This window comes from Streptomyces sp. NPDC101166, assembly GCF_044768125.1.
In the GTDB taxonomy this organism is placed as follows: Bacteria; Actinomycetota; Actinomycetes; order Streptomycetales; family Streptomycetaceae; genus Streptomyces.
Genome location: NZ_JBIWPF010000010.1, coordinates 244,465 through 270,796, shown reverse-complemented (window position 1 = coordinate 270,796; position 26,332 = coordinate 244,465). Strand labels below are relative to the sequence as shown.

Sequence of the window (26,332 nt, the reverse complement as noted above, 5' to 3'; positions counted from 1 at the left end):
CCCCCCTCCGGGCGGCCTGATGTCGCCCTGGAGTCGTCGGCTTTGACCGTACAGGGCGACAGCCCCTCACCCGGGGACGGGGAGGGGCTGTCGAAGGAGTGGGGCCGGGCGCGGGGCGGGCTCAGTAGGAGCCGTTGGCCTGCCAGAAGGCCCAGGCGTCACAGGGACTGCCGTAGCGGTCGTTCATGTAGTTCAGGCCCCACTTGATCTGCGTGGCCGGGTTGGTCCGCCAGTCGGCGCCCACCGACGACATCTTCGAGCCGGGGTAGGCCTGGACGAGACCGTAGGCGCCCGACGAGGGGTTGACGGCCCGGTAGTTCCAGGTGGACTCGTGGTCCACGATGTTGCTGAAGCACTGGAACTGGCCGCTGGGCACGATCTGCCGGGCGATGGACTGCACTTCGGAGACCGAGTACGACGACTGCTGCGGGAAGCTCGCGCTGCTGCCGCCCGTGACGGCGCTCTCGGTCGTGGCCTGGGCCGACTTGGCCTCGAGCTCCGCGCGGTCCTTGGCGTCCTGCGCGGCCTTGTCGGCCTTCGCCTTGTCCGCGGCGGCCTTCTGCTTGGCAACGGCGTCCTTCGCCGCCTGCTTGCGGGCCGCCGCCTCCGCCGACTTGCGGGCGGTGGAGTCCGCGGCGATGGCCTGGGCGTCCGCCTGCTCGGTCAGCGAGGCGGTCTGCACCTGGGCCTGTGCGCCTACGGGTAAGTCGGCGAGGAGGGCGGAGCCGCTCGCCTTGGTCTCGGCCTCGTCGCCAGGCTGTCCGGTGTTGGCCTGGGCCACGCCCATGACCGCGCCGACAGTGGTGACCGCGGTGGCCGAGACCACTGCGAATCCTCTGGCCGGTATCCGGCTCACACGTTGTCCTTACCTCTGCGTCGTCAGATGGAAGTGGTGCGTGCGGCCGGAGCCGCCGGTACTCAGTACCAGTGGTTCGCCTGCCAGAACGACCAGGCCTCACAAGGGCTGCCGTAGCGGTCGTTCATGTAGTTCAGGCCCCACTTGATCTGCGTGGCCGGGTTGGTCCGCCAGTCGGCGCCAGCGGAGGAGTACTTGGACGCCGGCAGGGCCTGGAACAGGCCGTAGGAGCCGGAGGAGGGGTTGACCGCGTCGATCTTCCAGTCGGACTCGTGGTCCACGATGTTGCTGAAGCACTGGAACTGGCCGCTGGGGACCATCTGCCGTGCCATCGCCTGGATCTGCTCGATGCTGTAGTGGCTGAGGACGGGGAAGTCGGACGCGCTGCGGCTGGCCGCGGCCTTGAGCTCCGCGCGCTTCTTGGCGTCCTTGGCCGCCTTCTCGGCGGCCTCCTTCTTCGCGACGGCGGTCTTGGCGGCGGCCTTGCGAGCGGCTTCCTCGGCGCCCTTCTTGGCGCTCTCGTCCGCGGCGATCGCCTGGACGCTGGCCTGCTCCGTCAGGGACGTCGTCTGCACGGTGGCCTGAAGGCCGACCGGCACGTCCGCGAGGAGCGTGGCGTCGCCCGCCGTCGCCTCTGCATCGTTGGCCTGCGCGGTGCTGCCCGAGGCAACGCCGACGACGCTTCCGACAGCGGTGACCGCCGTGGCCGAGGCCACTGCGAATCCCCGGACCGAGATCCGGCTCACACGGTTTTCCTTCCAGCAGCGCCCGCCTCGGTGACCCTGGCGGACGCAATCGTGCCCCTGGCGCTGGCCTCCCAACTGCGGGGTCACGGAGGCGCGGGCCCGGTGGGCGACTCCCTTGCGGGAGAGCCGTGTGATGCTCGGGCGGCATACGACGTAGGTATGGAGTTGAAGGTGGTGCTTCGTTGCTGTGGACCGCTGGGGGTACACGTGTGTCGTATGCGGGGCCTGACAGGAATGAGACTTTGCCGTAACCGGACGCCGCGAGGCAATTCCGAGTTGCGTGTGAAAGCTCACACCCCGTTTGACCCCGGGAATTTCAGGGTTCGGCCACACATGCAGGCGCCGCCCGGCTAGGCTCACGGCCTTTGCCGGACGGCGCCAACTGCCGTACGGACCCCGCGAAACGGGGTGAGCGGGTCAGATCTGCACGTCCTCCAGCATTTCGGTCACGAGTGCCGCGATCTGGGACCTCTCGGACCGGCTCAGGGTGACGTGCGCGAAGAGCGGATGCCCCTTCAGTTTCTCCACCACGGCGACGACACCGTCGTAGCGGCCGACCCGCAGGTTGTCCCGCTGCGCCACGTCATGGGTCAGAACGACCCGCGAGTTGGCGCCGATCCGGGACAGAACGGTCAACAGCACGTTCCGTTCCAGCGATTGGGCCTCGTCCACGATCACGAACGCGTCATGGAGCGAGCGGCCGCGGATGTGGGTCAGCGGGAGGACCTCCAGCATGCCGCGGGCGGTGACCTCCTCGATGACCTCGCGGGAGGCGACGGCCGACAGCGTGTCGAACACCGCCTGCGCCCAGGGGCCCATCTTCTCGGCCTCGGTGCCCGGCAGATAGCCCAGCTCCTGTCCGCCCACCGCGTACAGCGGACGGAAGACCATCACCTTCTGGTGCTGACGGCGCTCCAGCACCGCCTCGAGACCCGCGCACAGCGCCAGCGCCGACTTGCCGGTGCCGGCCCGGCCGCCCATCGACAGGATGCCGATCTCCGGGTCGAGCAGCAGGTCCAGTGCGATCCGCTGTTCGGCGCTGCGGCCCTTGATGCCGAACGCCTCCCGGTCGCCGCGCACGAGGCGGACGTTGCCGTCGGCGGTGACCCGGCCCAGCGCCTTGCCGCGCTCGGACTGGATGGTCAGGCCGGTGTGCACGGGGAGGTCGGCGGCCTCCGGGACGTACACGCGCCCTTCCTCGAAGAGGATGTCCACCTGCTCGCCGGGCAGGGTCAGTTCGGACATCCCGGTCCAGCCGGAGGAGTCCGTGATGGCGAGTTCGGCGCGGTACTCCTCCGCCAGGAGGCCCACCGAGGAGGCCTTGATCCTGAGCGGGAGGTCCTTCGACACGACGGTGACGTCGAACCCCTCGGCCTGCAGATTTCGGGCGACCGCGAGGATGCGTGAGTCGTTGTCCCCCAGACGGTAGCCGGTGGGCAGCACGCTGGGGTCCGAGTGGTTGAGCTCGACACGGATGGTCCCGCCCAGTTCCCCGATCGGGATGGGGGCGTCGAGGCGTCCATGCTGCACCCGGTAGTCGTCCAGCAGGCGCAGGGCCTGCCGGGCGAAGTAGCCGAGTTCGGGATGGTGCCGCTTGGCCTCCAGCTCCGTGACCACGACGATGGGGAGCACGACCTCGTGCTCGTCGAATCGGGTCAGGGCGTTCGGGTCGGCCAGCAGGACGCTGGTGTCGAGAACGTAGGTGCGCCGGTCGGGCTTGTGGCGCTTTGTGCTGGTCACCACGGAAGGACGTACCCCCTCGGATGAGGTCGGGGAGCGACGGAGTGGAGCTGGACCGGAAGTCGGCCGTCTGCACGGGCCGAGAACCGGCCCTCCGCTGCGTCCGTGCGGACCGCACGGTCGGGCTGGTGCAAAGGGCCTCCCGGGCGGACGGCCCCGTGCCGTCCGCTGAGATCCGACACCCGTGGTTCGGGCGTCGACCTGCTTGGCTTATTCCCTCGAACACACGCCGCCATGCCACGGCATATGACGGCGCACCGGTGAACTCCGCGTTACTTCTGCCCCGAACGGGGTACCCGAGCGTCCCTCCGGGACGCGTGTGAGCCCGTGCACAACCCTGGCCGTGGCCGGTTGTCAGCCGCCGTAACGGCGGTGGCGCGCGGCGTAGTCACGCATGGCGCGCAGGAAGTCCACCTTGCGGAAGGCCGGCCAGAAGACCTCGCAGAAGAAGTACTCCGAGTGAGCCGTCTGCCACAGCATGAACCCGGACAGCCGCTGCTCGCCGCTGGTGCGGATCACCAGGTCGGGGTCGGGCTGCGCCTTGGTGTAGAGGTGGCGGCCGATCATGTCGACGGTGACGGAGTCGGCGAGCTCCTCCATCGGGACGCCCTTGTCGTGGGCGTCGAGGATCATCGAGCGCACCGCGTCGGCGATCTCCTGGCGGCCGCCGTAGCCGATGGCCACGTTGACCAGTATCCCGTCCTTGTCGGCGGTGCTCTCCTCGGCTTCCTTCAGAGTGCGCTGCATGCCGGCCGGGAGAAGGTCCAGGGTGCCCACGTGGTGGACGCGCCAGCGACCGTCGGCCGCGAGGGTGCGCACCACGTCCTCGATGATGCCGAGGAGCGGTACGAGCTCCTCCTTGGCGCGGTCGAAGTTGTCCGTGGACAGCAGCCAGAGGGTGACCACCTCGACGTCCGTCTCGGAGCACCAGCCGAGGAACTCCTCGATCTTCTCGGCGCCGGCTCGGTGGCCGTGCACGGTGGTGGAGCCGGCGGCCTTGGCCCAGCGGCGGTTGCCGTCCATGATGACGCCGATGTGCTTGGGCACCTGAGCGTGGTCCAGGTGACCTTCCACCCGGCGCGCGTACAGCCTCACCAACAGGCCGCGCAGCTTGTCGCGCAGGTTCACGTGATTGTCAGCCCCTCCGTGCGGTGGCGGTCCCCGCGAGGCGCAGCCTACCCCTCCGGGAGCGGTCGGGTGCGAGCGGGGTGGGGTGCTCGGGCGGTGGCTTCGGTCGAGTCACCCGGATGCGGGCAGAAAAAACGGGCCGGTCCGTGGGGGGGGAGACGGACCGGCCCGAGGGGGGGTTTCCACCATAACCCTTCGTGAGGGATGCCGGGTGCATCGGCGCACCACAATTACTCTCCGAAACCGCGCGGCGACGGGGCGGTGGCCGCCCGAGGCAGGCATTCGGGTGATCGATGGCCAGAAAACAGCGGATTCGCAGGCGAACCGGGGCGCACACGCTGGAAGTGGAGGCCTTGAGGCCACTTCACCTCGCGGCGGGTCGCCGCACCCGGGGTCCCTCCCACGGGCTACCCCGGGCGCGTGCGTCCCCTTGACGCCGACGGCACCGCGCGGCCCCCTCCTCCGCGCGGTGACGCCCGCGCAGCTTTGCTCACGCGAATTGCCTGACACTGAACTTACGTGAGGCGGAGAGCAGATGCGAGCCGTTCGCGATAACGATGTGGAAACCGCGTGGAGATGAGAGGGCGCTCTGCTGCGGACTGACCTGGAATGTCCGATTCCGTGGCGGGGTGCGGGGCTTGAGGGCGGCTCTCTTCGCGGCGTTGCAGCAGCGGGTGGATCCAGGGGGCTGCGGACGGTGCGCGGGCGGCCGGGCGGAACGCGGCGGGTGCGCGGCGAGCGAACGAGCGGTTTCGGCGGCGGTTCCCGGCCGGCCCCACCGGGGGAGCCGGCGCGGACCCGCTTCCCGATCGTGAACTGCCTTGTATCAACAGAGTGTTGACGCCGGACGCAGTGGCGGAGGAGGCGACGGCGGGCCGCTTCCCCTCCCGGTCAGCGGGACGGCTTGCGCGCCTCGACGAGGTGACGGGTGCTGTGGGCGACGAACGGGCCCTCGGACTCGATCCGTTCATGCAGCGCGCGCAGCCGGGACTCGTGGCCCGACACGGTGAAGCCCGGCACCATCCACACCACCTTGCGCAGGAAGTGGACGACGGCGGCGATGTCGTGGAACTCGACACGGAGCCGCTCCGCCCGCAGGTCGACGATCTCCAGGCCGGCGGCCTCGGCGTCGGCGCGCTCGCGGTCGGGATGGCGGCCGGCGCTGACCTCGTCCGGCAGCGGGCCGAGGAAGTGCTCGACGAGTTCGAAGACGCTGCGCGGGCCCACGTGCTGCGCGAAGTAGGTGCCGCCCGGCTGGAGAACGCGGGTGATCTCCGCCCACGGCGGGCGTACCGGATGCCGGCTGGAGACCAGGTCGAAGGCGTCGTCGGCGAAGGGCAGGGGCGCGTCCTCGGGGACGGCGACGACCGGGACGCCACGCGGCCGGAGCAGGGCGGTGGCCTTGGCCACGTTCCTCGGCCAGCCCTCGGTGGCGACGGTGAGGAGCGGGGCCCTGGGGGCGGCGCGGCCGAGGGCGAAGTCCAGGACCTCCCCGCCGCCGGTCTCCACGTCGAGAGCCGCGCTCGCGAGGGCCAGCCGTCCCGCCAGCGACACGGCGTACCCCCAGGAGGGCCGCGCCTCGGTGGCCCGCCCCTCGAACCAGGAGAAGTCCCATCCCTCGGTGGGCACGGCGGCGCCCTCGGCGACGAGGTCCTCGAAGGTGCGCCCGGCGGCGCGCCTCTCCTCGTGAGTGTGCATCATGTCACTTCACCAGTGGTCGTACGGCGTCCCCGGCGAACCGGACGAAGGCCTCGGGGTCGGGTTCGTCGGCCGTCGGGAGGAGGACGACGGTGTCGGCGCCGGCGTCGGCGAACCGCTGGACGGTCTCCGCGACCCGGGCCGCGTCGCCGGCGACGCCGAGCCCGGGAACGCCGGTCAGGCCGGTCGCGGCCAGTTCGCGGTCCAGGCGGGCGGAGGCGTCGGGGCCGGTGGCGGTGGTGAGGTAGACGACGATCCGGTGGTGCTCGTCGTTCCGACCGGCCGCCGCCCGGCCCTCCTCGATGATCCGGCGGGCCTCGCGCACGCCGTCCGGCGAGAAGGACTCGTTGAGGACGGTGCCGTCGGCGACCTCGCCGGACAGTCGCAGGGTGCGCGGACCGATGCCGCCCACCAGCACTTCGGCGCCGCTCTGCGGGGGCCAGTCCAGGGCGACGTCGTCCAGCGTCACGTAACGCCCCCCGCTCGTGAGCCGCTCGCCGTTCAGCAGACCGCGCAGCGCGAGGGTGTACTCACGCAGCAGCGTCAGCGGGGAGCCGGCGCGGACGCCGACCTGGCCCATCCAGTCCTGGACGCCGTGGCCGACGCCGAGGACGACACGGCCCGGGAACATCCGGTGCAGAGTGGCCGCCTCCATCGCGGTGAGCGCGACGTTGCGCAGCGGGGCGGGCAGCAGTCCGACGCCGATCCTGACCCGCTCGGTCCAGGCGAGCGCGGCCGCCGCCGAGGAGATCCCCGCCTCCCGGAAGCAGTCCTCCCACAGCCAGAGCTCGTCCAGCCCGGTGCCGTCGGCGAGACGGGCGATCTCGCGCAGCCGTTCGGGCGGCAGTTGGGGTCGGAAGATGGCGCCGAGTGCGGTCATGATCCCTTCCTATCCGCCCTCCGGCCCGACGACAACTCCTTTACGAATCCGCCGCGTGGGCTCGCTACCGTGTCGAGTGGGGCGAAACCGCCGAGGGGAGACGGGACATGGCGCGCTGGCGTGACGGACGGGGTCGTCTGATCGTGCACGGGGACGCGGGGGCGGTCACCGTCCCCCTGGAGATCGCGTCCTCCTACCGCGCCCGCACGAGAGGGCTGCTCGGGCGGACCTCCCTGGACGGGGCGCTGCTGCTGTCCCCCGCCAACAGCGTCCACACCTTCCGCATGCGCATCCCCATCGACGTGGCCTACCTGGACCGCCGCCTGAACGTCCTGACGGTACGCACCATGCCCCCGGGCCGCCTCGGCCTGCCCCGTCTGCGAGCCCGGCACGTGCTGGAGGCGGAGGCGGGGGCGATGGCGGGGTGGGGGGTACGGGCCGGGGCCCGGGTCGAGGTCGTCAGTTCGTCGTGCGGGGGAAGGTGACCTCCACTCGGCGGTTCTTCTTGCGGCCCTCCTCTGTGGAGTTGTCGGAGATCGGATACTGCTCGCCGTAGCCGCGCACCTCGAAGGTGATGCCCGGGTTGTTCAGGTCGCCGGCGAGTTCGGCCTGGACGGCGTCGGCGCGCTGTTTCGACAGGACGTCGCCGTGGGCGGAGGAGCCCAGGTTGTCGGTGAAGCCGAAGACGCGGACCAGGGTGGTGTTCTGCTTCTTGATCTCGGCGGCGATCGCCGCGACCCGTGCCTTCGCCGCCGCGCCGAGCCGCGCGCTGTCCTTGCCGAACAGGACCTCCGCCTGGAGGGCGAACGTCACGTCCGCGTTGGTGTCCTCGCGCCGCTCGTCACCCGACTCGTCCTCGACGACCTCCTTGATGTCCAGCACCTTGGGCTCGGCGAGGGTGCCGCCCTCGGGCAGCTTGAGATCCGGGTCGTTGGCGTCGACCTTCACGGGGGCGGCGGCGGTGGGCTCCGTGCCCGGGGGGACGCTGGGCGAGGTGTCGGCGTGCGCGGTGGGGGCCGTGCCGACGATCACCAAGGTGGCTGTGACCACCGCGAGGGTGAGGCGTGGGGTCATGGCGGCCTCACCCGGAGATCTTGACTACCGCGCTGGGGAACAGCGGGAGTTGGAAGGAGACGTCGGCGGTGTCGGCGGGCGGGGCCGGGAACTGGAGGAAGACGTCGATCGATTCGCCGGCTTTGAGAGTGGAGAAGCCTGTGGTGGTGAGGGGGCGGCCTTCGGTGTCACGGAGAACGTAATAGCGCTTCTTGCTCTTCGAGTCGACGAGGGTGGCTCCGCCGAGGGACCTGCCGTTGTTCATGATCTCGGTTTCGTTGCCGCTCAACTCCAGTGGGATAACCGCCACTTGTGCCCCATCGTTCTTCAGGGAACCGTTGACGGTGACGAAGCCACCGGAATCCCGTACCGCGGCGGTGATCTGAAGGAGCAGTCCGCCGGGGCCCTTCACCTCGGCGATGGGTGCCTCGGACTTCCCTTCTTGCGGGTTGGGTTGCGATCCTCCGGGCTTGGAAGCGGGCGACGAGCTCTGCGGCTTCTTTCCGTCGCCGCCGCCGTCACCTCCGCTCCCGCACGCGGCCGAGCCCAGGGCGAGCCCCGCGACGACCGCCAGCGCGACCATCCCCCTTCGGGCCTTCGCCGTGCATCGCATGTTCATCACTCCGCTTCCTTCGTCATCCGGCGGCCAGGTGGACGTCGAACAGGTCCTCGGGCCCGGGCAGCTCGGTCAGGTCCGCCGGGTCCAGCACCCAGTCGACGTCGTCGTCGCAGTTGAGCGTGGGCAGTCCATTGCCCGGTGGGATCTGGCCGGGAGGGTCGCACAGCGGCTCGATCACCGCGACGGCCTCGGCGTGCGCGTGCTTGCCCGCCGTGCCGGGCACGACCGACTCGCCGATGGGCTTGTTCGTAGCCACTTTGACTCTGTAACTCAGAGGGCCGTCAGGGAAGCATTGGGCCTTCGCGTCGTTCATCGCGGCCAGCTCGACCGCCCGCTCGCACCGGTTGCTTCCGCCGTCGCCGTCGAAGATGCCCTGCCACTTCGTCGGGTCGAGAACGGCCAGCACCCACAGGTCGGCGAGCTCGTCCCTGGTCTCCTGGGCCGCCGCCAGCGCCGCGGCGTCCGCGGCCGTTTGCGCGTCGTTGCGCTTCACCGCCGCCTGGCCGACCGCGAAGAACGCGAACGCGACAAAGAGCAGGCCCGCCACCACCGTGATGTAGATGGGGAAGACCTGCCCTGCGTCGCCGTGACCGCAGCGTCGAGTCAGGGAGCAACCTTGGCGATCTGAGCGGTGAGCTTGTTGACGATGGTGGCCCCGAGATTCGTGTTCGCGATCAGCACCACGATCGCCACCACCACCGCGATGATGCCCAGGTACTCGACCGCCGTCTGCCCCCGGTCGCCGCGACGGCGCATCGCCCGGACCGTGGTGTCGGCCCAGCCGCTCACCCGGGTCCTGGCCGCGACGGTGGTCTTCAGCATCAGGTCGCTCATGGCGTTCCTCTCCGTATGAGGCGTTACCGGCAGGAGGAACGTAGGGCGCGCGGCGGGAGGAGGGGGAGGGTCCCAGGGCCCAAGGTCGGGCCCAAGTCGTCGACCGGCGGCGCGTCTTCATGTCGTCACCGCCGTGCCCAGCCACTTGGCCGCCGCTTCGGCGCGGCTGCTGCTGTGCAGCTTGGCGAAGATGCGGTTGATGTGGTTCTTGACCGTCTTCTCGCTGATGAAGCAGGCGGCGGCGATCTGCTGGTTGTTCATGCCCGAGGCGATCAGGTCCATGATCTCCGCCTCCCTCCCGCTGAGCCGAAACCCTGTGCGTGACTGTCCCACAGGCGATTGCAGTTGCGAAAGCGGTTCCGTAAAAGTTCCCGAGAATGGGGGGATTGGGTCTACGTCAGCATGTGCAGTCGCACCGGCGCGGAGGTGGGCGAGGGCCGCGGTGGCCGCCGTCGGGCTGAAGTGGGCGCGGCCCCGGCGGGCGTCCCTTACGGCGGAGAGCAGCTCGTCCACGGTGAACTCCCCGTGGACCAGGTAGCCGCCGGCCCCCCGCAGCAGGGCCTCCTGAACGATCCTGTGCTCGTCGCTGTAGGTGAGCATCAGCACCGGGGCGATCGGCGCCAGGTGGGGCAGGACGGAGAGGCCGTCCACGCCCGGCATGCGGACGTCGAGGAGGACGACGTCGGGCCGGTGCAGCAGGGTGGCCTCGTAGGCCTGGCGGCCGTCGACGGCCTCCGCGACGACGTGGATGTCCTGCCGGTCGCAGAGCAGCGCGGTCAGGCCCGCGCGGACCACCGGGTTGTCGTCCGCCACGACCACGCGCACGGGCGCGAGGGCGGGCGTGCGGTCGGGTTCCCGGCCGGGCGGCGGCTGGTTCGGCATCGGGCGGCCTCCTCTCATGCGGTGAGCGGGTGGTCGGTCAGGGCGTCGAGCGGCAGTTCCAGGAGGACTTCGGTGCCGCGGGCGTCCGGACCGGGTCCGATGGTGACGCGGGCGCCGACGGAGGCGGCCCGCTCGGTCATGCCGACGATCCCGAAGTGGCCGTCGATCCGCAGTTGTCCGAGGTCGGTGTCGGGCGGCAGGCCGCGGCCGTCGTCGAGGACGCCGACGCGGAGCAGGTCGCCGTCCACGCCCGCCCGCACCCGGACATGGGCGGGACCCGCGTGACGGTGGGCGTTCTCCAGCGCCTCGGAGGCGATCGTCAGGAGGTGGCGGGCCACAGCGGGCGGAACGGGGAGGGAGGAGCGGTCACCCATGGCGTGGTACGCGGTCGGCAGATCCGTACGGGCCGCGAAGTCCTCTGTGAGAGCGGCCAGTTCGGCCAGGATGTCGACGCCGTGCGCCGGGTCGGACTCCCGGCGCAGGTCGGTGAGGAGTTCGCGGGACTCGGCGGCGGCCCGGCGGGCGGCGCGGGCGACGAGTTCGGCCTGTTGCCGTACCCGCTCGGGGTCGGGGTGCGGCGATGTCGCCGAGCGGGCCAGGCCGTCCGCCGCGAGGGCGACGCCGTGCAGGGTCTTGGCGACGGAGTCGTGCATCTCGCGGGCGAGCCGGGCCCGTTCGGCGGCGACCGCCTCGGTGACGGCGAGCCGGGCCCGGACGGCGGTCAGCGCCTGGGTCGCGGTGCCGAAGCGCAGCATGAGGCCGCGCAGTGCGGATCCCACGGCCCCGGTGATGAGGCAGAAGCCGGGCAGCAGCAGTCTCTCGGCGAGGCCGGTGCCCGACTCCCGCTCCAGGGTGGCGTGGACCAGCAGCAGGATCAGCGACTGGAGGGAGGCGAAGCAGGCGGCGCCGCGCCAGCCGTAGACGATGCCGGCGAGCAGCGGGGTGCAGACGCTGACGTAGGCGAGCGTGGTGTCGGGGCCCGCGGAGACCAGCAGCAGGGTGCCGAAGAGGGTGTCGACGGCCAGGAGGCTGGGGTGGCGCAGGAGGAGGGGGCCGAAGCGCTCCCAGTCGCGGAAGAGGACGTAGGAGCCCATGAAGGTGATGACGACGGCCGCGCCCACCAGGCGGACGCCCAGACCGGGGGTGGCGTTGAGGAGCGCCGCCGGGGCGGCCAGGGCGATCATGGCGAGGCGGAAGCCGAAGACCTGCCGGCACATCGCCTGGAGGGCGTTGATCTGGAGGGTGAGCGGTGGGCCGGTCACGGGCTCCCGAGGTGCTGTTCCGCGTCCGAACAGCGCTCTCGGCCCCCTGTCTTCCCGCCGTGCCGCCGCCGTCATGGCCATCCCGCTCCCCCTACTCGCCCGTGATCGAGCTGAAGTCGGTGCCGGAGCCGAGCAGCATGCCCGCGCCGAGGAGGAGCATCGTGGCCGGGACCATGAACGTGGTGATCATCAAGGTGGCCTTGGGGACCGCGCGCGCGGCCTTGCGGCGGGCGTTCTGGGCGTCCGTGCGGCGCATGTCCTTGGCGATGGAGACGAGGGTGTCGACGATCGGCGCGCCCAGTTCCTCGCCCTGCTGGAGCGCGGTGACGAACATGGCGACCTGTTCGGAGTCGTTGCGGCGGCGCAGTTCCTGGAAGGCCTCGCGGCGGCTGACGCCGAGGTCCATCTGGCGCAGGGTGATGCGGATCTCGTCCGCCCACGGGCCCTGGTAGCGGGACGCGACGCGGTCCAGGGCCTGGCGGAAGCCGAGGCCCGCGCTGACGACGACGGCCAGCACGTCGAGGAAGTCCGGCAAGGTGCGTTCGATGGCGTCCTTGCGGACGCGGATCGCCGACCAGATGCCGACCTCGGACCAGAACGCGGCGAAGGCGAACATCAGCAGGGCGATGAAGAAGCTGCCCTGGAGGAGCGCGGCGAGGACGCCGAGGGCGCCGATCGCGCCGTAGACCGCGCGGCGGGCCGCATAGCGGTCGACGGTGAGTCCGCCGGGGTTGCCGGCCAGGTCGATGCGGCGCCGGTAGCGGGCGACCTGCCGGGGGCCCATGAGCCGCAGCACCGCGGGCGCGTAGCGCATGCCCAGCCGGTCGACGAGCGAGCCCACCGCGCCGGTGCGGGTGGAGCCGACCTCCAGGGCGAGGGCCAGGTCGCCGGGGAGTTTCACCTCGGCCCGGTACATGCGGATGCCGGTGAAGACGCCCCAGACGGCGAGGGCCATGAGGAGTGCGAGCAGGAGTTCCATGCCGTGGGTTCCCTCCTCAGACGTCGATGCGGGACATGCGGCGGATGAGGACGAAGCCGACGGCGTAGAGGGCGAAGGCGACGATCACGCAGGCCTGGCCGACGGCCGAGCCCGTCATACGGTCCAGGGTGCCGTCCTCGACGCTGTCCATGAGGAACAGTGCCCCGACGCCCAGCGCGGGCACCGCGTAGGACGTCATGTTCACCTGGGACAACTGCGTGCGAACCTCGCGTCGGGTCTCCTTGCGTTCCTCGAGGGTCTCCGTCAGGTTGCGCAGGGCGCCGACGACCTGGCCGCCGGCGCGGTTGGAGAGGACCAACGTGGTGACGAGGACGACCAGTTCGCGGGAGGGGAGGCGGTCGGCGAGTTCACCCAGAGCGTCGTCGAGGGAGTGCCCGACGGCCAACTGGTTGGCCACCTTCGCCAGTTCCTCGCCGGCGGGGGCTTCGAGCTCCTCCGCCGCCATGCCGATCGCGGTGCGCAGGGCGAGTCCGGCGTTGGTCGCGTTGGCCAGGATGCGGGCCAGTTCGGGGAGTTGGTTGATGAAGCGCTCGATGCGTTTCTGGCGTTGCCAGTTGAGGAACTGCCAGGCCGCCCAGAGGCCCAGGAGTCCGGCCAGCGGGCCGAAGAAGGGGGCCAGGGTGGCCTGGCCGATCAGCCACAGTCCGGCCACCGCCGCCAGCATGCAGACGGCGAACTCCCCTGGTGTGACGTCCAGGCCGGTCGCCGCCAGCTTCCGTTCCAGCCTGCGGCCCGCCGTCGTACGGCGCAGCCGCCGGTCCAGGGTGCGGAAGCGGCGCCGGCGTCCGGTCGCCGTGACCTGTCCGGTGTACGACAGCCGTTCCACGAGCGCCGCGCGCTGGGCGCGCCCCTTGGCGTGGACGTGCACGCCGGCGACGGCCAGGGCGCAGGTCAGCAGGGCGGCGCCGGTGGTGAGGCTGATGAGGGTGTCGAGGTCCATGCGGCTACCGGGCTTCCCTGGTCGTCAGTTCGTCGAGGGTGCGGGCCACTCCGAAGGCCTGCGGGACGGGCTGGCTCGCCATGTAGAGGCGGTCGGCGGTGCGGCGCGGGAGGGGGAAGTACTCGAAGGCGCCGTGGACGCGGCCGTCCGCGGTCATCGGCCGGGCGTTGAACCGGGCGATCGTCGCCAGCCGGTACGGCTCTCCCCCGTGGCTCTCCAGCAGGGCGATCTCGGTGATGCGGCGGACGCCGTCGGCGAAGCGGGTGAGCTGGATGACGACGTCGACGGCGCTGTTGATCTGGTCGTGCAGGGCGACGAAGGGGATCTCGACGTCGCTCATGGAGGCCAGGGTCTGCAACCGCATCAGCGCGTCCTCGGCGCTGTTGGCGTGGACGGTGGCGAGGGAGCCGTCGTGGCCGGTGGACATGGCCTGGAGCATGTCGAGCGACTCCCCGCCGCGGACCTCGCCGACCACGATCCGGTCGGGCCGCATCCGCAGGGAGTTGCGGACCAGGTCGCGGATGGTGATGCGGCCCTTGCCCTCGACGTTCGGCGGGCGGGACTCCAGCCGGATCACGTGCGACTGCTGGAGCTGGAGTTCGGCCGAGTCCTCGATGGTGATGATGCGTTCGCCGTCGGGGATGAGTCCGGACAGGGCGTTCAGCAGGGTGGTCTTGCCGGTGCCGGTGGCGCCGGACACGATCACGTTGAACCTCGCCTGCACCAGGCCGGCCAGCAGATGGACCATGGACTCGTCGAGGGAGCCGAAGCCGATCAGCTCGTTGAGGGTGAAGGAGCGCGGGAAGCGGCGGATGGTGAGGGTGGGGCCGGTCAGCGACAGCGGCGGGATGATGACGTTGACGCGTTCGCCGGACGGCAGTCGGGCGTCGACCATGGGGTTCGTCTCGTCCACACGCCGGTTGACCGTGGAGACGATGCGCTCGATGGTCTGCATCAGCTGGTCGTCGGAGGCGAAGCGGATGGGGAGCTGCTCCACCCGGCCGGCCCGCTCGACGAAGATCGCGTCAGGGCCGTTGACCATGATCTCGGTGATGGAGGCGTCCTCCAGGAGCGGCTCCAGGATGCCGAGGCCGAGGGCCTCGTCGACGACGCGGCGGATCAGCTGCGAGCGTTCGACGGTGGACAGCACCGGGCCCTCGCGGCTGATGATGTGCCCGAGGACGCGCTCCAGGCGCGCCCGGCGCTCGGCCGCCGCGAGCGAGCTCATCTCGGCGAGGTCGATCTCCTCCAGCAGTTTCGCCCGGTACGAGGAGACCAGGTGGCCGTCCTCGCCCCGGCCGCCGTTCTCCTCGGGGGAGGTGATGCGGGCCCGTAGGCTCATCTTCCGTTCCTCCTCATGGGCTTCGGTGGTCGACCGGCATGGTGGCCGTCTTGTGGGCCTCGCCGAAGTCCCCGATGCCGGGGATGACGGACGGGATGTCGACGGTGGAGGTGACCTGGACCTCGTCGCCCGAGTACGCGACATCACCGCAGCGGGCGTTGAGCCAGCCGCTCACCGCCCGCGCGCAGTCCCCCTGCGGGTCGCCGGCGAGGGAGGCGCTGCGGGCGCCCGCGCGGGCCGCGGTGCCGGCCTGCTGGGCGGCGTACGCGATCAGGCCCAACTGGACGGCGGCCAGCGCCACGAGAAGGAGGAGTGGCAGAAAACCCAGGTACTCCAGAGCCACTTGGCCCCGGTCCCGTCCCCGGCGTGCGTGTGGGCGCCGCATGTCAGTCGTCGTCCTCTTCCTCTACGGCGCCGGCGTGGCCGTGCACCGGGAACGGGAAGTCGATCAGGCCCGGGAAGAGGACGGGGACGTGCAGGGTGACCTGGGCCGTCACATAGCCGTCGGTGTCGCAGGTCACCTCGGCGTTCCCCTTCCACGCCGGCGGCAGGTTCTTGAGTCCCGCCTGTTCGCACACCGCGGACCGCTCCCCCCGTGGCGCCGCCGTCCCCGCCCGTACCGCCTCGTCGGCGGCATGCCCCGCGAGCGTGAACGTGTATCCCACCAGTACGAACTGCCAGACCACGGCCAAGGTCACGATGATCAGCGGGGTCATGCCGAGGAACTCGATCGTGACCTGGCCCCGGTCCCGCGCGAGCCGTCCTGCCCTCTTCGCCGGGGCGGCGCCCTTCATCACCCTCACTCCTTCCGCCGTCGCAGGCCGCCCGCGCCCCGCTCCCGGGCGCGCCCCCCGCGGCGCTCCAGCTCGCCCCCGGGCGTCCTGACCAGCCCCAGCTCTCCCGCGAGCGCCCACATCGCCTGCCGGACCGCGCCCTTGGCGTCGAGGTCGTGGACGCGGCCGGCGTCGACGGCCGCCTGGAGTTCCTTGAAGTTCGCCGGGACCGTGGTCGCCGCGACGGCGGTGCCGGCGATGCGCTGGATCAGCGCGGGCTGGATCTCCGTTGCGCGGCCGTGGCGGTTGACGACGACCGTGGTCTCCTCCGCCTTGCGGATCTGGAGCCGGTCCCACATGCGGACGGCGCGTTTGGCGCCCCGGACCGCGACCACGTCGGGGGTGGTGACCAGCAGCGCCCGGTCGGCCATCTCCACGGCGGCGGCGCCGGCGCCGGCGAGCTGGGCGCCGCAGTCGACGACGACGACCTCGTAGCGGGAGCGCAGGGCGCCGATGATCTGGCGGGCGGCGCGGTCGGTGACCTCCTCGCCGCGCTCGCCCTCACCGGGGGCGAGGAGCAGGGCGACGCCGCTGTCGTGGCGGAAGACGGCCTCGGCGAGGATGCGGGGCGAGATGTCGGCGATGGCGGCGAGGTCGACGACGGAGCGGCGGAACTGCACGTCCAGGTAGGAGGCGACGTCGCCGGTCTGGAGGTCCATGTCGACGAGGGCCGTTGGCCGGCCGGAGGCCTGGGCGGCCAGGGCGAGCTGGACGGCGAGCAGGGTCGCGCCGACGCCGCCCTTCGCGCCGCTGACGGTGACGACGGTGCCGCCGACGCCGGTGAACACGTCGCCGCCGTGGCCGAGATGGCGTCGTACGCCGACCGACCACTGGGCGACGGACTGGACGCGGCTGGCGAGTTCCTCGTAGCTCAGCGGGAGGGTGACCAGGCCGCGGGCGCCGGCGTCCATGGCGGCCTGGAAGAGGCCGGGGCTCACGTCGGTGGTGACGAGGACGACGCCGACGGCGGGAAAGCGCAGGGCGACCTCGCGCACGAGTTCCAGCGCCGGTACGGGGCCGATCCGTTCGTGGACGACGACGACTTCGGGGAGTTCGTCGATGGACTCCGCGGCGAGGCGGCCGAGGGCGTCGACGAGCTGGGTGGAGTCGGTGACCGGCGTGAGGGGCTCGGCGTCGGGCAGCTGGCTGAGCAGGGTGGTGAGGGAGCGGACCGCGTCCGCGTCGCCGACGGCCGGGAGGATCCTCGTGGGCATGGCGGCGGCCTCTCACTTGTCCGTGGCGAGTTCGTACGTCCGGTCCTGATCGGGGACCGTGGTGGGGGTGCCGGGCGCCACCAGGGCGAGTCGGACGCGCTTGGCGAACGACTCGGCGTACGTGATGCGCTGGGCGTCGCGGGTGGACAGCGCGAAGGTGATGGGGACCGCGTCGGTGGGCCGGCGGGTGCGGTCGTCGGCGTCGGGCCGGAGCGCGGTGAGCTCGCCGACGTCGAGGACGCGGGCGTTGGTGACGATGATCTTCGACTGGTCGGGGTCGCTCTGCTTGGCGCCCTCGAAGGTGGCGTAGACGTTGACGGAGGAGCCCGGGGTGATCTTGCCGGCGACGCCGGTGGCCGCGTCGATCATGATGGCGACCTCCTGCTCGCCGGGCTGGAGGGCGGGCTGGTCGACGATCATGTCGCTCTGGAGCAGGGAGCCCTTCTTCAGGGTCGTCACGGCGATCTTGCCGCGGATGGCGGCGAGGTCGGTGACGGCGTTGTCGGACAGCCAGCGCTCAGGCATCTCGATCTTCTCGAACTGGGCCGCGGTGAGCGGCGTGTAGGGCGCGATGTTCGCCCTGAGCCGGTACGCGGCGACCTCCGGGCCGACCTTGGAGCGCACGTCGTCGATGACGGAGAGGACACCGGCGAAGGCGCCGAGGGCGCACAGGACCGACAGGAGCAGGAGGATCACGCCGCGGCGCTGACGGGAGTTCATTTCCGTGCAACCTCGTTGGGGGTCGGGTCGAGCGGGACGGACGCGCTGGGTTCCTGAGCTGTTCAGCCGCCCGCGGTGAGCGCGCGGGCGGGGCGGGCGGCGATCTCGTCGGGAGGCGGCGGGGTGGCGGAGCAGAAGACGCAGCGGTCGCCGATGACGTCGATGCCGCACCAATGGCAGACGGTCTGCCGTACGGAGGCGACCAGTTGGTAGAGGACCGACAGGTCGGGCAGGTAGGCGCAGAACTCGATCAGCCGGCCGGTGCCCCACCACTGGGCGGACTCGGCGGGCAGTTCGGTCTCGCGCAGCCCCTGGGCCTGCCAGGCGGGGGCGAGGACGCCGGTGACCCAGTCGGACTGGAGCTGGCCGCGGGCGACCAGCATCCACGTCCCGAACTCCGGTCCGGGAAGGACGGTTTCGGGGCCGGCCTTGACCAACTGCGGCTGGGGGTGTGCGAGGACCCCGAACTGGCTGCCCGGCATCCAGGAGCGGGCGTGCGACTTCAGGCCGACGGGGACGCGATCGAGACGGGCGACGGAGGCGAGGAGGGCGCCGGCGTGGAGGTAGTGGGTGAGGAGCCGGCCCGCGGAGGCGAGGACGCCGGGGCCGAGGTCGCAGGAGGCCAGCTGGCGTAACTGGCGGGCCAGCACGGCGACCGAGAGCGGGGGCAGTTCGGGCCGGAACAGGGCGACGCGGTCGCTCTCCAGGAGGGAGCGCACAGTGTGCAGCCGCTGCGCGACGGCCGCGGGTGTGGCCCGTGAGTACAGGACGATCACATGGCCGTGCTGGTCGAGAAGGCTCTGGACGGCGGCGACGGCCTCGTCGAGGGGGCGGCGGTCGAGGCCGTCGAGGACGGCCGCGGGCAGGGTCCGTTCGTCCTGCGGCGGCAGCGCCAGATCGGCGCCGGTCACGGCAATGGCAGTTGGCACGCGCAGCTCCCCGACTTCCCGCGGTCCGGTGCGTCGGTGTTACTCCGGTGCACCGGGGTGACTTCATTGCGTGACTACATCAGCACTGTAACCACGTGGTTGTGGCCGGAGAACCGCTTTCGACGGCCTCTCGGAGACTGTCTTCGGCGCAAGTGACGGCAAACCGGGGCAGGTTGCGCACAGCGGCCCCCCATCGACGGGACCTCGGCGAGGATCAACCGGTTCTGGTCGGGAGCGATGACCGCCACCGTCACTCAGGCCGGAGCGGCTCAGGCGTCCACGGTCGTGAACAACGTAAGGAAGTCGGCTTCGAGTCCGGCCGTGACGCGGACAGCGGCCACGCAGGGGAACAAGTGGTCGGGCGCCGTGAGGCCGCACGTGCACAGGCTGCCCTGACAGCGGTCGGTGGACCAAGGGTTTTGGGCTCCCAGCGGCTTCGGGAAGCATCCGCGGACTTCGCGCCACCTGCGGGCTTCGCGTTGCATCCGGCGATCCGCTGGTGTGAAGATCCCGAACATGACGGCGAACGGAGGAACCGGCCCAGAGAGGCAGCAGCGCAGGTCCCGGCTGGACGAGTACGCGGCGATGACGGTTCCGGAGAGGACGGGGCCTGGCGGCTCGGATCCCGCGACCGAACTCCTTCCATCGGCCCCCTCAATCGCGACGGAAGTGCTACCGCTCGCCCCTTCTCCCCCGACCGCCACGGTTTCGCGCTACCCCGACGCGGCCCACGCCCTCGCACGTGACCGCCATACGTTCCCGGCCCTGCTCGGCGAGTTCCGGCGTACGGCCGTACTCGTACCGCTCGTTCCCATCGACGGCGACGAGGCCCCTCTGGCCGCCGACTTCGGCGGCATCCGCTGGATCTATGCCTTCTCCGACGAGTTGGCCCTGGCTCGATTCGCGACGGCGAGGGGGGAAGGCAGTCGGGAGTGGGCATACCGGCGGGTGCTGGGAGCCCGCTTGCTGGACGTCGGCGTCAGGGCGACGGGCACGCCGTGCGGGGTGGCGCTGGACGTCGGCGGCGCACAGGTAGGCGTTCTGTTTCCGCCAGTGGCGGGGATCGTACCGGACGCAGTTGCCGTGGACAGGCATGCGGAGAACGGGGAGGAGCCACGGTGAGCGGTGACAAGGGCGTGGAGAGCAGAGACGTCAGGGCCTCGGGCCTGGACGCGATCGCTACGGGAATCACCCTGACGCTGACCGAACTGAAAGAAATCGGCGTCGACAGCATGGCTGGCGCGGGCCGGGGCTTCTCCGACCTCTCCCTGTCCGGTCTGCAACTGGGCCACGGAGCCCTGACCTCCGCGTTCGAGTCGTTCTGCGAACGCTGGGAGTGGGGCGTTCGCGCTCTCGTGATCGAGGGCAATCGCTTCGCGCAAAACGTGGGTCTCGCCGCGGGCACGCTCTACGAGACCGACCAGTACGTCCACGGCGCCCTGAAGATCGGCGTGAACTCTCTGATCGGCAACCCGCATGCCTCCGAGGACGAGGTCATACGGATGGGTTGGAGTGAACTCGCCCAGAACAGCGTCGACGCTCACCGCAATCCCGACTACAGCGAAGAGTCCTTCGAACAGGCATGGGAGAACAGCAAGCAGGGCTGGAAGGACGCCGGCCAGGACGCGATGACCTCGCCCTGGGGCGGCCCGATGTACCTCAACCCGCAGAACCTTCACAGCGCGATCGGGATGAGTGACCAGCAGTACGACCAGTGGCTGGACGAAACCTTCGGCCCGTCGCCGAAAGATCGGGCCGAGGCCTCCAGGCAAGGGACACAGCCGGGCCAGCAGAACGGGGATGCAGACTGATGGGGATCGGTGACCTGGTCAACGCCGGCTTGGACAAGCTCGGTGACGGCATCGACGCGGGCAAAGAACTCGTCGGCGAGGGCATCGACAAGGGCACCGACGCTGTCGGATGGGCTCTGGAGAAGGTCGGTGCCGAGGACTACGCCGACAAGGTCGAGGACTTCGGCGACGACTTGGCCTCGGACCTGGGAGCGACCCCAAGTGAGCAACAGCTCGGCGAAACCGAGCAGGTGGACGAGTTGGTCCACGGAGACCCGATAGCGATCCGACGCGCCGCCGGGCACCTCAAGGATTTCATGAAGGCGTTCGACACCACCGGTGAGGGCATGCGGAAGCTGGACTCCTCGAATTGGCATGGCGAGGCCGCCGAAACCTTCCGCGAGAAGTTCGCCATACATCCCGCCAAGTGGCTGCACGCGGCGGACGCCTGCGAGAAGGCCGGCCACGCTCTGGAGGAATTCGCCGACACAGTCGTCTGGGCCCAGGGGCAGGCCCGGCATGCCGTCGACTTGCACAAGGAGGGAAGGAAGGCCTCAGAGGAGGCTGCGGACGCCTACAACAAGCTCGTCGACGCCTACAACGCCAAGATCCAGGCGAACGAGGACCCCGGCCCGCGGCCGACCCCCTTCCAGGATCCCGGCACGGCCGTCATCGAACGCGCCCAGGAAGTCCTCAAGGAGGCCCGCCGCCAGCGTGACGCCGCCGGCCGCACCGCCGCCGCCTCGGTCACCGCCGCCCTCGCCCACGCCCCCACCGAGCCGCCGCCGCTGGATCGCCTCCAGTCCGACGTCGAGGACGGGTACACGGCGGTCAACACCGAGGTCACCCACCTGATGGGCGGCGTGGTGAAGGGCACGGCCGGCCTGGTGAGCTTCGCTCGCGGCCTCAACCCCATGGAGCCTTACAACATCACCCACCCGGCCCAGTACCTGCAGAACGTCAGCATGACACTGTCGGGTTTGGTCTCGGCCGCCTCTCACCCAGAGCGCACGGCGAAGTCTGCCTGGGACGGCTTCGTGAAAGACCCGGCTGAGGGCACGGGACGACTACTGCCCGAGCTGCTCGGCACGAAGGGGCTGGGGGCGGCTCGGGGCGGGATGCGCGCGGGGATCAAGGCGGGAGTTGAGGAGGCCGCCGAGTCAGCCGCGCGCAAGGAGTCGTACGGGGCCGCCGAAACCGCAAGAAGAAACCCTGTCGAGCACGACAACCCTGATCCCCGACAGAAGGTCGACAAGGACCCCACCGACCCGGTCGACCTCACCACCGGCAAGATGTATCTGCCACAGACGGACCTGGCGCTGCCGGGTGCCCTGCCTCTCGTCTTCCGCCGACGCGTCGAGTCGGGCTACCGCTTCGGCCGCTGGTTCGGCCCGTCCTGGTCCTCGACGGTCGACCAGCGTCTTGAGATCGACTCCGAGGGCGTCGTCTTCGTGACCGAGGACGGCATGTTGCTCACCTACCCGCACCCGGCCCCCGGCCTGCCCACCTTCCCCAGCCACGGCCCACGCTGGCCGCTGAACCGCGAGGACGACGGTTACACGATCACCGACCCGCGGAACGGACGCACTTTCCACTTTGGCGAGCGAGGTGATGGCCTGGCGATACTGGAACAGATCGACGACCGCAACGGCAACTGGCTCACCTTCGAGTACGACACCGAGGGCACCCTCTTGGGCATCGTCTCAAGCGCTGGCTACGACGTCCGTGTGTCCACGGAGAACGGCAGGGTCACTGCCCTGCGCCTATCAGCGGCAGACACGGTCCTGATCCGCTATTCCTACACGGACGGCAATCTGACGGAAGTAACCAACTCTTCGGGCCTGCCCTTGCGTTTCACCTACGACGAGGCCGGCCGCGTCACCTCCTGGACTGACACGAACGACCGCGGTTACAGCTACGAGTACGACGACCAAGACCGCTGCGTCGCCGAGGGCGGCACACACGGGCACATGGCCTTGCGCCTGTCGTACGGCGAACGCGACCCCGACACCGGTCTACGCGTTACGACGACTACCACCGCTGAGGGCCACACCCGACGGTACACCGTCAACGACGCCTGCCAGGTGATGACCGAGACCGACTCCCTGGGTTCGATCACCCGTTTCGAACGCGACCGCTACCACCGTCTTCTCTCATACACGAACCCTCTGGGCCACCGGACGACCTTCGACTACGACGAGGCAGGCAACCTGCTCTCGGTGACCCGTCCCGACGGGCGCGTGCGGAAGGTCGAATACAACGACCTCGGGCTGCCGGTGAAGGTGGTGAACCCGGACGGTAGGACCATCTGCCAGACGTACGACGACCGGGGCAACCGCACGACGGTGACCGACTCGACGGGCCGGACCACCCACTTCACCTACAACGAGGCCGGCCACCTGACATCGGTGACCGACCCCCTCGGCCACACGACCAGGGTCGTGTGCGACCGCGGGGGCCTCCCTACGGAGATCACCGACCCACTCGGTGCGGTCACACGCTACGAACGCAACGCTTTTGGCCGACCCGTCACAATTACAGACGCGACCGGCTCGACGACCCGCCTGGAGTGGACGATCGAGGGCCGGCTGTCCCGCCGTACGGCCGCCGACGGCACGACCGAATCCTGGCGGTACGACGGCGAGGGCAACTGCACCACCCACACCGACCCCATGGGTGGGGTCTCACGCTTCGAGTACACGCACTTCGACCTGTTGACGGCCCGCACGGGCCCGGACGGCGTGCGCTACAAGTTCGATCACGACATGGAGCTGCGGCTGACAAAAGTCACGAACCCGCACGGTTTGACGTGGACGTACGACTACGATGCGGCCGGCCGTCTGATCACGGAGACCGACTTCGACGACCGCGCGCTGACATACACCTACGATGCGGCGGACCGCCTGAACTCCCGCGTGAACGCGATCGGCGAGGTTGTGTCCTTCGAGCGCGACACGCTCGGCCGGGTGATCCGCAAGGTGGTGTCCGGCCGTGTCACGACATACGCGTACGACCTGACGGACAGGCTCGCTCGGGCGACGAGCCCGGACGGCACTGCGCTCACGATTCTGCGGGACCGGTTCGGCCGCCTGCACTCGGAGACAGTCGACGGCCGGACCATGACTTACACGTATGACGATCTCGGCCGCCGCACGGGCCGCACGACCCCGACCGGAGCCACAACGACATGGTCGTACGACGCAGCGGGGCGGCGTACAGGCATGACAGCATCGGGCCGGTCCATTGACTTCACCTACGACATCGCAGGCCGCGAGCTGGCCCGTCGAATCGGCGAGACCGTCACCCTGGAGCACGGCTTCGACGAGGTCGGCCGCCTGATCACCCAGTCGGTGAAAGCAGCCGAGGGTGACTCGATCCAGTCCCGCACGTACACCTACCGCGCTGACGGAAATCTGATCGACATCGACGACCAGCTCGCGGGTCGGCGCACCTTCGACGTGGACGCGGCGGGCCGGGTGACGGCGGTGCACGCGACGAACTGGACGGAGGCGTACGCGTACGACGCGGCGGGCAACCAGACTTCCGCGTCCTGGCCGGAATCACACCCGGGCGGAGAGGCGAGCGGCGACCGCGAATACAGAGGCACCCGCATCACCCGGGCGGGCCGCGTCCGCTATGAACACGACGACCTTGGCCGCGTCGTTCTCCGCCAGATGACCCGGCTGTCCCGCAAGCCGGACACCTGGCGCTACGAGTGGGACGCGGAGAGCCGCCTGACCTCCGTCACCACCCCGGACGGCACTCGCTGGCGCTACACCTACGATCCCCTGGGCCGTCGCACTGCGAAGCTCCGCCTGGCGCGGGACGGCGAAACGGTTGTCGAGCAAGTCCTGTTCACCTGGGACGGAACAACCCTGTGCGAACAAACCACGACATGCCCCACCCTGCCCAACTCGGTCACCCTCACGTGGGATCACCAGGGCTTGCATCCCCTCGCCCAGACCGAACGCATTCTCGGAGCCGACGCCACCCAGGAGGCAATCGATTCCCGTTTCTTCGCGGTCGTCACGGACCTGGTCGGCACCCCGACCGAACTCGTCGACGAGCAGGGCGAAATCGCCTGGCGAACACGCAGCACGCTGTGGGGCACGACGGCATGGGCCACCAATAGCACCGCCTATACGCCATTGCGGTTCCCTGGCCAATACTACGATCCTGAAACGGGGCTGCACTACAATTATTTCCGGCACTATGCCCCCGAGGTCGCTCGATACCTCAGCCCCGACCCGCTGGGGATCGGCCCCGCACCCAACCCTGCCACCTACGTCGATAATCCCAACACGTGGAGCGACCCCCTCGGGCTTTCTCCGGAATACCCGGGTAAGGTTGGACGCTCCCTCGAAGGCGCCAAAGCCGACGCATTGCGCGATGCAGGAATTCCGGAAGGCGCCGAACCCATCGATGTCAACAATTATGTCCCTGCCACGACTCCGGAGTGGATGGGATCCAAGCAACTCATGGATGAGAACCATCGACCCATCTTCTACACTGAAGAGGTGTACGAGCATCCCAATGGGCGGGACCTCATCGTGTACCAGGATCATTGGTTCGGACACCAGCAACCGGGCGAGCCCGGTTATCAGCCATCGCATGTCCACGTACGGCCGTACGAGGACCAGCGTAACGGGCAGATTCCAGGCGCAGAGGAACATTACTACTATGACCGTTGACGAACTGATCATCAATCCTGATGCGCTGCATTCGATTTATGGGGCCGCCCCCGTACTCGGAGATGTCGTAAGAGTGCGTTCGATCAATATCAACTGGCGCGGCCCCACTGTGACGCTCCGCGTCGACCTTCCATATTTCCCTGAAGCGGCCCCGCAAAGCTGGCTGGACGCGAGCTTGGACACGGTCCAGTGCCATCTCCAGTTCCTGGCGGTAGAGAATATGACGATCCAGGCCTGGGAACCACCGGCCACCGCCCGGATCGAAGCGGCCCCCCAAAGAGATCGAGGGAGCGTTCACATCCGGGCGAAGAGCGACACGATCGACCTTGCATTCGAGTGCAGCGACTCCGTAGTCATCGGGCACTTGAGCGCTTTCCGGATTCACTCCGACGGATCGGACAGCGGGCCGAGGTCATTTTTGAGCCGACTCGACGCACTGCGTCACAGCTCCCTCCCAGAGACCTGCGAGAAGACATATTATGAGCACGCCTGATTGGCTTGATCTCCTCAGCTCACCCCAGTTTCTGGGTGAACTTTACACAGACGCCCCTCCCGCACCGGAACAGTGCGAACTTTTCTACGTTCACCTCGACGAGCGAGGCGACTCGGTGACTATTGCGTTCGCCACCAAAATCCTCCCTTCGAACCCTCGACCCGAGTGGAGTGAAAAGCCGTACAATCGCTTGGAATTCTATTTTCTATTTGAGGATCTGGCCGAATTCACCGTCAATGGGTGGAGCGCCACCGAGGCCAAGGACTTCGATATTTCAGGCACACGGAGAGAAGGGGTCACCGTCAAAGCCGGTCGCGAGCCGGCCGGCATCAGCTTCCGCGCTTCGTCGGTGGGTTTGGCCGGCGTCCGCGTGTATCTGGCCGCCGAGGGCACCTGAAGCGCGGTAGCGACCCCCCTGGGGGCGGTAAACCGGCTCGGTGTCGTCGGCCCCGACAGGAGCCTGGGGCCACCCTGGTCCCGCCCCCTCAGCGGGACAGCGACATCGTCTGCGAGCTCTGACGAGGCGACCACCAGGCGGCACAGCCGGGTCTGCGGCGAGGGCGCGGTCGGGGATCGAAGTCTGCGCAAGTTCCTTCCTCCCCCCTTGAAACATTTCCCCGCCCCACCACATCAGTGAGGTGAGGACACTGCGGACGGACGACGGACACAGGAAGCTGGGGGA

Annotated in this window: 26 protein-coding genes; 6 read left to right on the top strand and 20 right to left on the bottom strand. The window is 69.7% G+C overall.

Going from position 1 to position 26,332, the window contains the following annotated elements; all coding sequences use genetic code 11:
• Positions 1–121: 121 nt before the first annotated feature.
• The 6 genes from ACIRS4_RS19920 to ACIRS4_RS19895 form a co-directional block, all read right to left on the bottom strand.
• Positions 122–856 carry a transglycosylase SLT domain-containing protein gene (locus tag ACIRS4_RS19920; protein ID WP_404197393.1) on the bottom strand — a complete coding sequence of 245 codons (735 nt, stop codon included), beginning with the start codon at positions 854–856 and terminating at the stop codon, positions 122–124.
• Positions 857–918: 62 nt separating this feature from the next.
• Positions 919–1,602, bottom strand: a complete 684-nt coding sequence (locus ACIRS4_RS19915; protein ID WP_404197390.1) for a transglycosylase SLT domain-containing protein — start codon at positions 1,600–1,602, stop codon at positions 919–921.
• 417 nt (positions 1,603–2,019) lie between these two features.
• Positions 2,020–3,345 (bottom strand): PhoH family protein, encoded by a 1,326-nt coding sequence (locus ACIRS4_RS19910; protein ID WP_404197387.1) that lies wholly within the window; start codon positions 3,343–3,345, stop codon positions 2,020–2,022.
• Between the two features lie 351 nt (positions 3,346–3,696).
• Positions 3,697–4,470, bottom strand: a complete 774-nt coding sequence (locus tag ACIRS4_RS19905; protein ID WP_130441532.1) for an isoprenyl transferase — start codon at positions 4,468–4,470, stop codon at positions 3,697–3,699.
• Positions 4,471–5,361: 891 nt separating this feature from the next.
• Positions 5,362–6,171, bottom strand: a complete 810-nt coding sequence (locus tag ACIRS4_RS19900; RefSeq protein ID WP_404197384.1) for a methyltransferase domain-containing protein — start codon at positions 6,169–6,171, stop codon at positions 5,362–5,364.
• A gap of 1 nt (position 6,172) precedes the next feature.
• A complete protein-coding gene (locus tag ACIRS4_RS19895) occupies positions 6,173–7,048 on the bottom strand; it encodes an LLM class flavin-dependent oxidoreductase (RefSeq protein WP_404197381.1) in 876 nt (291 codons plus the stop codon).
• A gap of 107 nt (positions 7,049–7,155) precedes the next feature.
• Between ACIRS4_RS19895 and ACIRS4_RS19890 the strand changes: the two genes are divergently transcribed.
• Positions 7,156–7,533: a DUF192 domain-containing protein gene (locus tag ACIRS4_RS19890; RefSeq protein ID WP_404197379.1), complete on the top strand. Its 378-nt coding sequence runs from the start codon at positions 7,156–7,158 to the stop codon at positions 7,531–7,533.
• Here ACIRS4_RS19890 and ACIRS4_RS19885 read toward each other — a convergent pair.
• From ACIRS4_RS19885 to ACIRS4_RS19820, 14 genes are all read right to left on the bottom strand, one after another.
• Positions 7,508–8,122 carry an OmpA family protein gene (locus ACIRS4_RS19885; RefSeq protein ID WP_130441523.1) on the bottom strand — a complete coding sequence of 205 codons (615 nt, stop codon included), beginning with the start codon at positions 8,120–8,122 and terminating at the stop codon, positions 7,508–7,510. The genes ACIRS4_RS19890 and ACIRS4_RS19885 overlap by 26 nt on opposite strands.
• A gap of 7 nt (positions 8,123–8,129) precedes the next feature.
• Positions 8,130–8,720, bottom strand: a complete 591-nt coding sequence (locus tag ACIRS4_RS19880) for a hypothetical protein (RefSeq protein WP_404197376.1) — start codon at positions 8,718–8,720, stop codon at positions 8,130–8,132.
• Between the two features lie 16 nt (positions 8,721–8,736).
• Entirely contained in the window at positions 8,737–9,327 is a 591-nt protein-coding gene (locus tag ACIRS4_RS19875; RefSeq protein WP_404197483.1) for a pilus assembly protein TadG-related protein, read from the bottom strand.
• On the bottom strand, positions 9,324–9,554 hold the full coding sequence (locus ACIRS4_RS19870) for a Flp family type IVb pilin (RefSeq protein WP_351097815.1): 231 nt from the start codon (positions 9,552–9,554) through the stop codon (positions 9,324–9,326). Before ACIRS4_RS19870 ends, ACIRS4_RS19875 begins: the two co-directional genes overlap by 4 nt.
• A 117-nt stretch (positions 9,555–9,671) precedes the next feature.
• A complete protein-coding gene (locus ACIRS4_RS19865; protein ID WP_404197373.1) occupies positions 9,672–10,436 on the bottom strand; it encodes a response regulator in 765 nt (254 codons plus the stop codon).
• 14 nt (positions 10,437–10,450) lie between these two features.
• The gene (locus tag ACIRS4_RS19860; RefSeq protein ID WP_404197371.1) at positions 10,451–11,779 is read right to left on the bottom strand and encodes a sensor histidine kinase; all 1,329 of its coding nucleotides are present in this window, start codon (positions 11,777–11,779) and stop codon (positions 10,451–10,453) included.
• Positions 11,780–11,789: 10 nt separating this feature from the next.
• Positions 11,790–12,677: a DUF5936 domain-containing protein gene (locus ACIRS4_RS19855; RefSeq protein WP_404197368.1), complete on the bottom strand. Its 888-nt coding sequence runs from the start codon at positions 12,675–12,677 to the stop codon at positions 11,790–11,792.
• 16 nt (positions 12,678–12,693) lie between these two features.
• Entirely contained in the window at positions 12,694–13,638 is a 945-nt protein-coding gene (locus ACIRS4_RS19850) for a type II secretion system F family protein (RefSeq protein ID WP_404197365.1), read from the bottom strand.
• A gap of 4 nt (positions 13,639–13,642) precedes the next feature.
• Entirely contained in the window at positions 13,643–14,980 is a 1,338-nt protein-coding gene (locus ACIRS4_RS19845; protein ID WP_404197362.1) for a CpaF family protein, read from the bottom strand.
• A 13-nt stretch (positions 14,981–14,993) separates the two neighbouring features.
• Complete coding sequence (locus tag ACIRS4_RS19840; RefSeq protein ID WP_404197360.1) at positions 14,994–15,365, bottom strand: TadE/TadG family type IV pilus assembly protein; 372 nt, start codon at positions 15,363–15,365, stop codon at positions 14,994–14,996.
• Position 15,366: 1 nt separating this feature from the next.
• Positions 15,367–15,774, bottom strand: a complete 408-nt coding sequence (locus ACIRS4_RS19835) for a TadE/TadG family type IV pilus assembly protein (protein WP_404197357.1) — start codon at positions 15,772–15,774, stop codon at positions 15,367–15,369.
• A 5-nt stretch (positions 15,775–15,779) separates the two neighbouring features.
• Positions 15,780–17,027 (bottom strand): CpaE family protein, encoded by a 1,248-nt coding sequence (locus ACIRS4_RS19830; protein ID WP_404197354.1) that lies wholly within the window; start codon positions 17,025–17,027, stop codon positions 15,780–15,782.
• Between the two features lie 12 nt (positions 17,028–17,039).
• On the bottom strand, positions 17,040–17,747 hold the full coding sequence (gene cpaB / locus ACIRS4_RS19825; RefSeq protein ID WP_404197351.1) for a Flp pilus assembly protein CpaB: 708 nt from the start codon (positions 17,745–17,747) through the stop codon (positions 17,040–17,042).
• Between the two features lie 62 nt (positions 17,748–17,809).
• A complete protein-coding gene (locus ACIRS4_RS19820) occupies positions 17,810–18,676 on the bottom strand; it encodes a hypothetical protein (protein ID WP_404197349.1) in 867 nt (288 codons plus the stop codon).
• Positions 18,677–19,192: 516 nt separating this feature from the next.
• Between ACIRS4_RS19820 and ACIRS4_RS19815 the strand changes: the two genes are divergently transcribed.
• From ACIRS4_RS19815 to ACIRS4_RS19795, 5 genes are read left to right on the top strand one after another with little or no spacing between them, the layout of a single operon-like run.
• Positions 19,193–19,798 carry a hypothetical protein gene (locus tag ACIRS4_RS19815; RefSeq protein ID WP_404197347.1) on the top strand — a complete coding sequence of 202 codons (606 nt, stop codon included), beginning with the start codon at positions 19,193–19,195 and terminating at the stop codon, positions 19,796–19,798.
• A complete protein-coding gene (locus ACIRS4_RS19810; RefSeq protein WP_404197344.1) occupies positions 19,795–20,487 on the top strand; it encodes a hypothetical protein in 693 nt (230 codons plus the stop codon). The genes ACIRS4_RS19815 and ACIRS4_RS19810 overlap by 4 nt, the downstream gene beginning before the upstream one ends.
• Positions 20,487–25,157: a putative T7SS-secreted protein gene (locus tag ACIRS4_RS19805; protein WP_404197341.1), complete on the top strand. Its 4,671-nt coding sequence runs from the start codon at positions 20,487–20,489 to the stop codon at positions 25,155–25,157. The genes ACIRS4_RS19810 and ACIRS4_RS19805 overlap by 1 nt, the downstream gene beginning before the upstream one ends.
• On the top strand, positions 25,147–25,650 hold the full coding sequence (locus ACIRS4_RS19800; protein ID WP_404197338.1) for an Imm50 family immunity protein: 504 nt from the start codon (positions 25,147–25,149) through the stop codon (positions 25,648–25,650). Before ACIRS4_RS19805 ends, ACIRS4_RS19800 begins: the two co-directional genes overlap by 11 nt.
• Positions 25,637–26,047, top strand: coding sequence for an Imm50 family immunity protein (locus ACIRS4_RS19795; RefSeq protein ID WP_404197336.1), 411 nt, complete (start codon positions 25,637–25,639; stop codon positions 26,045–26,047). Before ACIRS4_RS19800 ends, ACIRS4_RS19795 begins: the two co-directional genes overlap by 14 nt.
• Positions 26,048–26,332 lie beyond the last annotated feature (285 nt).

Bases quoted from the DNA above. Each gene is read 5' to 3' on its own strand.
- ACIRS4_RS19840 (WP_404197360.1), bottom strand. From the start codon at position 15,365: ATGCGGCGCCCACACGCACGCCGGGGACGGGACCGGGGCCAAGTGGCT.
- cpaB (WP_404197351.1), bottom strand. From the start codon at position 17,747: ATGAACTCCCGTCAGCGCCGCGGCGTGATCCTCCTGCTCCTGTCGGTC.
- ACIRS4_RS19800 (WP_404197338.1), top strand. From the start codon at position 25,147: ATGACCGTTGACGAACTGATCATCAATCCTGATGCGCTGCATTCGATT.
- ACIRS4_RS19890 (WP_404197379.1), top strand. From the start codon at position 7,156: ATGGCGCGCTGGCGTGACGGACGGGGTCGTCTGATCGTGCACGGGGAC.
- ACIRS4_RS19845 (WP_404197362.1), bottom strand. From the start codon at position 14,980: ATGAGCCTACGGGCCCGCATCACCTCCCCCGAGGAGAACGGCGGCCGG.
- ACIRS4_RS19870 (WP_351097815.1), bottom strand. From the start codon at position 9,554: ATGAGCGACCTGATGCTGAAGACCACCGTCGCGGCCAGGACCCGGGTG.
- ACIRS4_RS19895 (WP_404197381.1), bottom strand. From the start codon at position 7,048: ATGACCGCACTCGGCGCCATCTTCCGACCCCAACTGCCGCCCGAACGG.
- ACIRS4_RS19880 (WP_404197376.1), bottom strand. From the start codon at position 8,720: ATGAACATGCGATGCACGGCGAAGGCCCGAAGGGGGATGGTCGCGCTG.
- ACIRS4_RS19885 (WP_130441523.1), bottom strand. From the start codon at position 8,122: ATGACCCCACGCCTCACCCTCGCGGTGGTCACAGCCACCTTGGTGATC.
- ACIRS4_RS19865 (WP_404197373.1), bottom strand. From the start codon at position 10,436: ATGCCGAACCAGCCGCCGCCCGGCCGGGAACCCGACCGCACGCCCGCC.
- ACIRS4_RS19835 (WP_404197357.1), bottom strand. From the start codon at position 15,774: ATGAAGGGCGCCGCCCCGGCGAAGAGGGCAGGACGGCTCGCGCGGGAC.
- ACIRS4_RS19860 (WP_404197371.1), bottom strand. From the start codon at position 11,779: ATGGCCATGACGGCGGCGGCACGGCGGGAAGACAGGGGGCCGAGAGCG.
- ACIRS4_RS19900 (WP_404197384.1), bottom strand. From the start codon at position 6,171: ATGATGCACACTCACGAGGAGAGGCGCGCCGCCGGGCGCACCTTCGAG.
- ACIRS4_RS19850 (WP_404197365.1), bottom strand. From the start codon at position 13,638: ATGGACCTCGACACCCTCATCAGCCTCACCACCGGCGCCGCCCTGCTG.
- ACIRS4_RS19815 (WP_404197347.1), top strand. From the start codon at position 19,193: ATGACGGCGAACGGAGGAACCGGCCCAGAGAGGCAGCAGCGCAGGTCC.
- ACIRS4_RS19855 (WP_404197368.1), bottom strand. From the start codon at position 12,677: ATGGAACTCCTGCTCGCACTCCTCATGGCCCTCGCCGTCTGGGGCGTC.
- ACIRS4_RS19795 (WP_404197336.1), top strand. From the start codon at position 25,637: ATGAGCACGCCTGATTGGCTTGATCTCCTCAGCTCACCCCAGTTTCTG.
- ACIRS4_RS19830 (WP_404197354.1), bottom strand. From the start codon at position 17,027: ATGCCCACGAGGATCCTCCCGGCCGTCGGCGACGCGGACGCGGTCCGC.
- ACIRS4_RS19805 (WP_404197341.1), top strand. From the start codon at position 20,487: ATGGGGATCGGTGACCTGGTCAACGCCGGCTTGGACAAGCTCGGTGAC.